Here is a 9,265-nt window from a genome sequence, read left to right on the forward strand (position 1 = left end):
CATAGACAGGCTAATCGGGGCTGGAAGCTCGCTGCTTTATATTACCGTGTTTCCTGATAAGGCAGAGCAGTACGACAGCGAGCCGAGGTCCATCTCCCCGGCGCTTGGCGAGGAGGTGCCGGAGGAGATCATCAAAAGGCTCAGGAAGAGCGACCTCTTCAACAAGGCGTATGATGAGGACGGCCTGAAGTCTGCGGATTTTGATAGCTACCCACCTGTGCAGGCTACCCTCAAATCCTTCGCCAAAGCATACGACGAATTCGTATCGTATGTCATGTCGTGATCATGTAAGAAAATAGGCCAAGATGGGCCAGGCTGGCTCTGAGATGGATCCCGTACAGAATGCGTGGATCAAATAAGTGAAATTGTCGAGGGAAATGTATTGGCTAATCTAAAAGTGACCCACCTGAGGGGTAAACGGTCACGAAAAAAGGGTCCCAGCACATGAGGACTACCGCATTATCTATCTTGCCGACCTTACCCTCATAGCGGTAGACATCGTAGAGCTTACCATCGACCGTGACAGTGTTGAGGTCGCTCTCCATAATGTATTTGAGGAAATCGGCAATAGATATGCGGATACCCTGGGGATATATGATACGGTTACGCTTAATAGCTCCTATTGTATGCATCCCATTTTCCAACCTGGCTTCAATTATCTTTTGGGAGATATATCAGGGGTCAGTTAGGATATAGGTCCTATCCTAGTACCTTACTTTTTAAATTCCAGTTTATGTCCTTTATAGTAGTCCTCTCTGACTGGTTTTGAACAGTTTTGAGGCAAATTCCAGGGTGGCGACCCCTTAATATTGCGGGTTCCAGGGCTTAAAGGGTAGGTTTTGAGTGACGTACTCTGGTCTACAACCAAGTCTGTAGTAAAATCTGTAGTAACCATTCAAAATGTCATTAAATCTATATGTACCAAGGCTTCGGAGACTTTGTAGTAAAAGACAACGCGTAAAAAGGGGGCTCCTACTCTACCTTGGTAATAAGGGTCTTACCAGGTAAGGGAGTAAAAGTAGTAATAGTTTGAATAAAGCAGCTCATGTGTAAAGGGAGGTGCTCAGGAGAGATAGAAATCCCTTTCCTCCACACCTGGTACTCCCTCAAAACTATTCCCGGTACCCAAAAAGGGAACCTGCTGAGATAGAAGTAGCGCACCCTCTCTTCCAGGCTATACTACAAATAGCCCTTAAGTGCTGGATATGACGGCTTTAGAAGCGTAGTAAACAAGGTCACTACAATTTTTACTACATCTTTTCCCCCTGAAGAAAACGCATTTTCCCCTAGTAGAAGATACGAACAACGATATACGCTTTCTCTTCCCCAGGTCATACTACAAATGGGCTAAATACCGACATGATGGGATTTAAGTAGGTAGTAAGGAGTTTATCTACAGAATTTACTGCGATTTCCCCGGGTCGGATAAGAGATCCTCATCAAGAATGCAGGAGTCTATCGAATTTGGTCGAAATCTCAAATAGGCAGGTCAAAGCAAAGGCCGATGGCAAAGTTTCAAAGCTATAGGGGCATGGCGCTGCTTTTTAGAGAAAGTCTATACACACATGCCCCCACGTAGTAGATAGGTGGTACTATAACCCGCTATGCTGTGAGACTATTTGATTGGATACTCTCTTTTATTGCAGTAATCTCTTTGCAAGATCAACGGCCGAGCTTGCATCAGGGGCATACCCATCCGCCCCGATCTCGTTCGCATACTTATCCGTCACAGGCGCTCCCCCGATCATGACCTTTACCTTATCCCTCAGGCCCGCTGCCTTCAAGGCCTCTATCGTCTCCTTACTCAAAGTCGTCAACTGCATACGGTGGAAACTTTTCGGACAAAGTTTTCCGCGTCACGCATCCCTTTCACCCCTGGTTCGGGCTGGAATTAGAATTACTGACGGTGCGGAAGAACTGGGGAGAGGAGCGGGTTATCTTCACCGGCCCCGACGGCCGCGTGCAGTCAATGCCCGTGGCCTGGACGAATCTCGCTCCTGCGGATCCATTCGTAGCTCTGGCGAACGGCCGCTCGTTGTTTAGGCCCGCCGACCTTTTGGCCTTAGCCCATCTTCTCCGGGCTTTGGCGGGACAAAACGACGGTGGTATGTAAAGCAAATTTTGCCGCAGCTGTAAATTCAATTATGCCGGTGAAGCCGGGGCATGAAAAAGCCGTCAAAGAAAGATATTGATAAAATAAGATTAATTGCTTCCAAGGGCTTGACACCGCAAATATATATGGCATAATTGAACTAACATAGTCTGCGGAGGTGAGCTATGGACGAAAAGGAAAAAGCCCTGCGGGATTGCCACGCCTTCAACCCCCGTCCGGAAGCCGTGAAGGACGAGCTTTTCCGTACGGGAGGGAAGTTCTTCGATCCCCGGGATTTGGTTCAGGTCAAATATGAGATGCTTCGGCGCGTCCAGCGGGACGGCGTCCCGGTCTCCCGGGCCGCCCGGGATTTTGGCTTTTCCCGCCCTTCTTTCTACCAAACCAAGGCGGACTTTGCGGCCCGGGGGCTGCCTGGGTTAATCCCGGAGAAGCCTGGTCCACGAGGGGCCCACAAGCTGACCGGGGAGGTGATGGCCGTGATCGATGAATGGCTCCTCGAAAAGCCGCCTCCCCGGGCAAAGGAATTGGCCGGACGCCTCCGTCAGCAGTTCGGCATCGAGGTACATCCGCGCAGCATCGAACGGAGCCTCCAGCGCCGGACAAAAAAGGGGCACCCAAAATAGAGCAGGCCGACTGGGTTATGCGCTACGAGGCGCTTCGGAAGGTTGTGACAGAAGGGGTTTTGGGGCCTACCCCCGTTCGGGGTTTAGCTCTCTTTTTGCGCCGCGGCCTGGCCGGATGGATGCAGGCCTGGTCGAGCCTACCGCCCCCTTTGCCACATCGGGAACGCCGGGTTTTCGAAGAAAAAAACGAGGTGGTTTTGCTCCTGGTGGAGATGGCCCTGCAGGCGGAAGGCTGCGGCAAGCGCTGTCGGCAACCATAGTACCCGGAACGGCCTAGCTTATCCGAGCACCGCTTGTGAGGTGGGAGTAAATCCGGCCGACTGGGTCAGGGTTTAAAATTGCTATCGAGTCAAGGCTGACGGGTTTAAGGGTGGTTCTGTCAAAAGCCCGGTGTGCCAAAATCAAGGGGGTGAGAAACCATGGATCGAGAAATGCACCAAAAGGTTACGGCCCGGCACCTTAAGCGCGACGCTTACCTTTACGTCCGCCAGAGCACCCTGCGCCAGGTTTTTGAAAATACGGAGAGCACCCACCGCCAGTACGCTCTGAGGGAGCGGGCCGTGGCGCTGGGCTGGCCCACCGAACGGGTGGTGGTCATCGATGAGGATCTTGGGCAATCGGGCGCTTCGATGGCGGGCCGGGAAGGGTTTCAGAGACTTGTGACCGACGTTGGCATGGGGCGGGTTGGCATCGTCCTGGGGCTGGAGGTCTCCCGCCTGGCCCGCTGTTCCTCGGACTGGTACCGTCTACTGGAGATCTGTGCCCTTACCGACACCCTCATCCTGGACGAGGACGGCCTCTACGACTCGAATTCCTTCAACGACCGGCTCCTCCTGGGACTTAAAGGAACGATGAGCGAGGCCGAACTCCATTTCCTGCAGATGCGCCTGCGGGGAGGCATCCTCAGTAAGGCCCGCCGGGGGGAACTGAAGGCGCCCCTGCCGGTCGGTTTCGTGTATGGACCCGACAACCAGGTGAGCCTCGATCCGGATCAGCAGGTGCAGGAAACCTTGCGCCTCTTTTTCCTGACTTTTCGGCGCACCGGTTCGGCTACCGCCACGGTGAAGGCCTTCCGCGAGCAAGGAATCCCCTTTCCCCGCCGCCTGCGCACAGGACCCCGCAAAGGGGAACTCGTTTGGTGTCCGTTAGTCCATTCCAGAGCGCTGCAGATTCTTAAGAACCCCCGCTATGCCGGCGCCTTCTTTTTCGGACGAATGCGTAACCGGCGGGGTCCTGACGGTCGCCATAAAACAGATAAGCTCCCGCGTGAAGAGTGGATCTCCCTTTTGCCTGATGCTCATCCGGGATACATCTCCTGGGACGAGTTTGAGGAAAATGGACGGCGGCTTCGCGACAACGCCCGCACCCTGGGAACCGAACGCCGTAGCCCGCCCCGGGAGGGCCCGGCCCTGTTGCAAGGCCTCATCATCTGCGGCCGTTGCGGCCGACGGATGAGCTTCCGCTACCACCTCTACCGGGGCAGACTCGTTCCCGACTACATCTGTCAACGAGAGGGCATTGAGCATGCCGAACCCCTTTGCCAGGCTATTCCTGGGCGCACCATTGATGAGGCCATCGGACAACTCCTGGTCGAGTCCGTCACCCCGATGGCACTCGAGGTCGTCCTGGCGATCGACGACGAGTTGCAAAGGCGGGCCGACGAAGTGGAACGACTGCTCCGCCAGGAAGTCGAACGGGCCCGTTACGAGGCGGACCTGGCTCAGCGCCGCTACCTGCGGGTCGATCCCGATTATCGACTGGTGGCCGACGCATTAGAGGCCGCCTGGAACCAGCGGCTGCGCGAACTGGAAGAAGCCCAGCATCGGCTCGAGGAGGAGAAGAAGGCAAAGGTTACCGTTTTAAGCGAGGAAAAGCGCCAACAGATCAGGGAATTGGCCGCAGACTTTCCGCGGCTGTGGCAAGACCCCCGCACCCCCTCCCGGGAGCGCAAACGAATGGCTCGGCTACTGATCGAGGACGTTACCTTGCTTAAAGGTGAACTGATCACTGTCCATGTGCGCTTCCGGGGAGGGGCTACGCGCACCATCCAACTACCGTTGCTTCTCAGCGCTCCCGATGCCCGTCGGACTCCCCGCCAGGTGGTGGAGGAAGTTGATCGCCTCCTAGACCAATATACCGAAGAAGAGGTCGCCACGGAGTTGAACGCGCGGGGCTTTCGCACCGGCACCGGCCAACCGTTCGATGGACAGTTGGTTCGCTACATCCGGTATACCTACAAGTTGAAGGATCGCTACGCGCGCCTACGGGAAACCGGTCTTTTAACAAAGAAAGAAATAGCGCAAAGACTTGGAATCGTCCCGCGCACTGTCTCATCTTGGCACAGGCAGGGATTACTTCAGGGAATCCCTTATGACGAAAAGGGGGAATGCCTCTATCAACCGCCGGCTAACGATATACCACCAAAAGGAAAGCATAAGCGTTCCTGGCTTCAGAAAAATGCTGCTCTATAATCGGAAAGGAGTGTAGTCTGATGCATCGCCCTTGGTCTGAGCTCTTCTTACCCTACAGAACTGGGCAGAAAAGCCAAGCATCCTGGCGAACTCATCAAATCGCGGGTGGATCACCTTCTCCCCGCTGTCCGGGTGTCTGATTACTACCGTCGCCATATTATCGTAGAGGACCTTCTTCGGAAACCCACCAAAGTACTGAAACGCCCGTTCATGGCAGCTAACAAGGCAAGGTAGAGCCTCACTCACAGTAAACTCAGCATACATGTAGCGGGAATACCCCAGGGTCATAACAAAACAGTGGAGCTTGCGACGCTTCCCCTCGTGCATTATGGTACCGAACTCGCCCCAGTCAACTTGTGCCTGCTCACCTGGCTCGGTTTCGTAGCGAATAGTAGGGGTATTGCGAAATCCCTTTCGCAAGGGAGCCATGAACTCCCTGAGCACTGTCTTGCCACCCCGGTATCCCTGGGCCCTGATCTCTCTCAGGATAACCATGGAGTTGGTAACACCTTGGGTCATTCTCTGGATGATGTAGTCTTCAAACCCCGACAAAACCCCCGGCCGCTTATGGGTCTTTTCCTTGACTGGCTCACCCTTACAGTGCTTAGCTACTGTTCGGGGATCAATGTCCAGTCTCTCTGCGATCTGTTTGTAATAGAGGCCTTGTTCCCTTAGTTGTCGAATCTCCATTACAGTCCTACCTCCAATCGTCATATTTGGCACCTCGCTTGTGCTAGAAGCTTAAGGTGCCTTTCGATGGTGAGGTAGGACTATCATCCTCAGTGACATCAATTTCCGGTGAAACTACATTTTTCCCCGATGATTTCTTGCAATTTTCCCCGGTGATTAATTGCAATTCCCGCGATGATTAATTACATTTTACTGCCGATGTTAACAATATATGTGGGCAATATGGGTTTAATTCTATAAAAGGTACGATACATTTTGCTACCGAAGATCCTAACGCACCGATTTCATATGTGGAGGGTGGTATCGGCACTCGCTGGACTGCTGCTAGTTTGGGAGTAAGGTTCAAGTTCTAGGATAAATGAATTATCGAACTTTCTAGGCGAACTTAGCAAGCCTACTACGGATGTTGCCTTTTCGGTAGGCATTTATTGGTTGGCCAAGGTTTCTAAAGTAAAAGGCCCTAAAAGGCGTTGAAAAGGCCGGACAGGTATTAAACCTATCCGGCCTTTTTCGTGGCCTTTTAGGAGATTCCTCGCATACCCTATCGAAGGGGCTACATCCCACAATATATTGGGACAATTCCTAAGGATGGCTACAACATATGAAGGCTGTGAGGATTTTCGAGCAATCTCCTAGCTGGGTTCGAAAGTCTACTAGAGGAAATCTCCACCTCCGATGTCGCGGCTACTTCCTCATTAATCCATTCATGACAGAATTTACACTTTTTGGCTTCGTCTTTGATTTCTTCGCCACAGTAGGGGCATTTCATTTGCATACTCCCTCTCTGGAGTGGCAGATCTCGGCTTTTACCGTATTTTTTATAAGTCTTTTGAAAATGTATAGGTGCCTGGTCTCGCCTATCGATAGGATACATGAGAAAGAAAGAGCGATGGCCCCTGATGCAAATGAGCAAGGCTATTATCTAAGAATATCCTGATCCTACTCGCCCTTGCTACCCTTTCTGCGCAGCCCAACGCCCCGTATCTCCCGAAAAACAAAAGCCAACCCTCTATAGGCTGGCCGGTTTCGCTCTCCCTCACCCGCCCCCAAGCGACCGATCTACAGGACCGGAGTCCTCGGTTTCCATGCCGGAGGTACTATGGTTAATGTTGTCTATGTCAATATTCGACGAAAAACCCCAATCTCCTCCCAAGCCCTCCCCTTTTTATCGTCTTGACATGTAATGTGTCATATATTACCATAAAATAGTAAACAATACTTCATGGGAGGGAATGAGATTATGAGGGGAAGCGTTGTAAAATATGGGGCTGGATATTCGATTATCTTCGACATGGGCAGGGACCCTGTAACAGGTAAACGCAAGCAGAAGCGGATATCCGGCTTCACTACCAAGAAGGAGGCTGAGGCGGAACTTGCAAAGTATGTTGCCGAGGTGGAGAGGGGCACGTATCTCGACCCCGGCAAGTTAACTGTGGGCGAGTGGCTTCGTGAGTGGCTCAAGAATCACTGTACGGGCGACCTCTCACCGAACACTGTTTGCGACTATCGAATGATTGTAGTGTAGAAAAGCATCTTGTTCCCGCGCTTGGGAATATACCCTTAAAAAAGCTACAACCCGTTCATTTACAGAGTTACTACGCTCAGGCAAGGGAGAGCGGGCGCATAGATAGGCAGAAAAGCAAAGGAAAAGCATTATCCGCGCGTTCCATTCGTTATCATCACTGTGTGCTTCACATGGCGTTGCGAGAGGCCGAAAAGCTGGGCCTCATATCTCGTAACCCTGCTGACCTAGTAGACCTTCCGAAAGTGGAAAGGAAAGTCCCCGTGACCCTGACCCTCGAAGAGGCGGAACGCTCCCTTGAGGTGCTCCAGGGGACCTATCTCTACATTCCGGCTCTGCTCGCTATCGCTACGGGGGCTAGGCGAGGGGAGATTTTAGGTCTCAGGTGGGAGGACGTAGAGCTTGATAAGGGGCTCATCACCATAACGCAAGAACTGCTTCGCGTAGAACGGGAATATGTGTTCCGGCAACCCAAAACTAGGGGTAGTGTGAGGCCTATCCCCATCCCTCCTTTCGTAGTGGAGGAGCTGAGGGCTCATAAGCTACAGCAGAAGAAATGGCGCCTAGCCGCAGGAAGCGCGTGGCAGGATACAGGCCTTGTATGCACCCATGAGGATGGGTCACTGATAAATCCTGACTCCTTAAGCCCCTACTTCATCAAGGTTATGAAGAAGGCAGGATTCCCGCATATCACGTTCCACGGCCTCCGACACACCCACGCTACATTACTTCTCAAGTGGAACGTCCACCCGAAGAAGGTATCGGAAAGGCTGGGCCATAGCTCAATACAGCTCACCATGGACACTTACTCCCACGTGATGCCTACCATGCAGGACGAGGCCGTCCAACTACTTGAAGAGAACCTCTTTCGTCGTAAAGTCAGAAAAACCACGCCAGTAGAGGAGTAGTAGATTTCCAGAGTTTAACTCGTGACTATTCTGTGACTAAACTGCCTTCCAGGGGAGCACCGGTAAATATTTCTAACCTGCAACCCCGCGCCGTTACTGAAAAATTTGGTGCGCCATCAGGGACTCGAACCCCGGACCCGCTGATTAAGAGTCAGCCAAGGGCTACCAAAACCCTGAAACCCGCATGAAATCAGGATTTCTCCCAACGGCCCCTCAAAATCGAACAGCTGACCTTGACTCTCGATGTCGAAATTGTCAGCTGTTGTCAAATAAGAAGATAGCATAAGGAGAAAGAAATTGCAATATGCGAATTACCTCTGACCGCCCGAGTTGTCAAAGGCTTTCTTTAAGCAGGCATATATTTATTAATTTTGTCGTCGGCTAGATAGACAGAACTGGATTAAGTGCCATGCGAATGTTTTCAAGTCCTAGAAGGGGTTCTCATGCGTACTCCGATACAAACTGACCCTCCATTTCGACGGGAATCGACCAGCGATTTCGATCCAAACTGACTATCAATTTCACACCATTCCGGCCGCTTGGGATGTCCAGTTAACATAAATGGCCGCACCTCCAGAGTTACGCACGCGACGAAAGAAATTGCTTGCGGGGTATTGACATGCGGAGAGGTGAATGTTATACTATGAAACTGAAGGGAGATTCCTAGTGTAACGTCCTTACATGAATGTGGTAGATCGCATGGGAAAGAAGGTCTATACAGTGGGGGAAATCTTCAACCCGAGATTGCTGACATTAAAGGAAACCCAGGAGGAGGTCAACATCACCTATGGCATTTCCATATCCCTGGAGGCCCTTCGAAAATGGGTGGATTTCGGGGTGATCCACCCCCCGGTGGCAAGGGAAAGCCTAGGAAGAGGGGGTGGGATGCATGATCTATTCCCCCCTCAGTTACCACGAGAAGTGGCAGTGGCATGGTA

At 52.2% G+C, this 9,265-nt stretch carries 10 protein-coding genes and 1 tRNA gene; 7 read left to right on the forward strand and 4 right to left on the reverse strand.

Translation table 11 applies throughout. The annotated features are described in order from the left end of the window. The first annotated feature begins 46 nt into the window (after positions 1–46). Positions 47–283 carry a hypothetical protein gene (locus HPY71_15080; protein ID NPV54814.1) on the forward strand — a complete coding sequence of 79 codons (237 nt, stop codon included), beginning with the start codon at positions 47–49 and terminating at the stop codon, positions 281–283. Positions 284–386: 103 nt separating this feature from the next. Here HPY71_15080 and HPY71_15085 read toward each other — a convergent pair whose 3' ends face one another. Then, the gene (locus HPY71_15085; GenBank protein NPV54815.1) at positions 387–632 is read right to left on the reverse strand and encodes a hypothetical protein; all 246 of its coding nucleotides are present in this window, start codon (positions 630–632) and stop codon (positions 387–389) included. A gap of 1,005 nt (positions 633–1,637) precedes the next feature. Then, positions 1,638–1,823, reverse strand: coding sequence for a hypothetical protein (locus HPY71_15090; GenBank protein ID NPV54816.1), 186 nt, complete (start codon positions 1,821–1,823; stop codon positions 1,638–1,640). Here HPY71_15090 and HPY71_15095 point away from each other — a divergent pair. From HPY71_15095 to HPY71_15105, 3 genes are all read left to right on the forward strand, one after another. Further along, positions 1,775–2,113 carry a hypothetical protein gene (locus HPY71_15095; protein NPV54817.1) on the forward strand — a complete coding sequence of 113 codons (339 nt, stop codon included), beginning with the start codon at positions 1,775–1,777 and terminating at the stop codon, positions 2,111–2,113. The two genes, HPY71_15090 and HPY71_15095, sit on opposite strands and share 49 nt — an antisense overlap. Positions 2,114–2,277: 164 nt before the next feature. Next, entirely contained in the window at positions 2,278–2,736 is a 459-nt protein-coding gene (locus HPY71_15100) for a helix-turn-helix domain-containing protein (GenBank protein ID NPV54818.1), read from the forward strand. Between the two features lie 419 nt (positions 2,737–3,155). Continuing rightward, on the forward strand, positions 3,156–5,207 hold the full coding sequence (locus HPY71_15105) for a recombinase family protein (GenBank protein NPV54819.1): 2,052 nt from the start codon (positions 3,156–3,158) through the stop codon (positions 5,205–5,207). Here the strand turns inward: HPY71_15105 and HPY71_15110 are convergent. Next, positions 5,202–5,897 carry an IS21 family transposase gene (locus tag HPY71_15110; protein NPV54820.1) on the reverse strand — a complete coding sequence of 232 codons (696 nt, stop codon included), beginning with the start codon at positions 5,895–5,897 and terminating at the stop codon, positions 5,202–5,204. The genes HPY71_15105 and HPY71_15110 overlap by 6 nt on opposite strands. Before the next feature lie 601 nt (positions 5,898–6,498). Between HPY71_15110 and HPY71_15115 the strand changes: the two genes are divergently transcribed. From HPY71_15115 to HPY71_15125, 3 genes are all read left to right on the forward strand, one after another. Continuing rightward, positions 6,499–6,834, forward strand: coding sequence for a hypothetical protein (locus HPY71_15115; GenBank protein NPV54821.1), 336 nt, complete (start codon positions 6,499–6,501; stop codon positions 6,832–6,834). Positions 6,835–7,137: 303 nt separating this feature from the next. Beyond that, positions 7,138–7,422 (forward strand): Arm DNA-binding domain-containing protein, encoded by a 285-nt coding sequence (locus tag HPY71_15120; protein NPV54822.1) that lies wholly within the window; start codon positions 7,138–7,140, stop codon positions 7,420–7,422. Between the two features lie 170 nt (positions 7,423–7,592). Next, the gene (locus HPY71_15125) at positions 7,593–8,327 is read left to right on the forward strand and encodes a site-specific integrase (GenBank protein NPV54823.1); all 735 of its coding nucleotides are present in this window, start codon (positions 7,593–7,595) and stop codon (positions 8,325–8,327) included. Between the two features lie 106 nt (positions 8,328–8,433). Here the strand turns inward: HPY71_15125 and HPY71_15130 are convergent. Next, a tRNA-Ser gene (locus HPY71_15130) sits at positions 8,434–8,539 on the reverse strand. Between the last annotated feature and the right edge of the window lie 726 nt (positions 8,540–9,265).

It is taken from the genome of Bacillota bacterium (assembly GCA_013178125.1).
GTDB lineage: Bacteria > Bacillota > SHA-98 > Ch115 > JABLXJ01 > JABLXL01.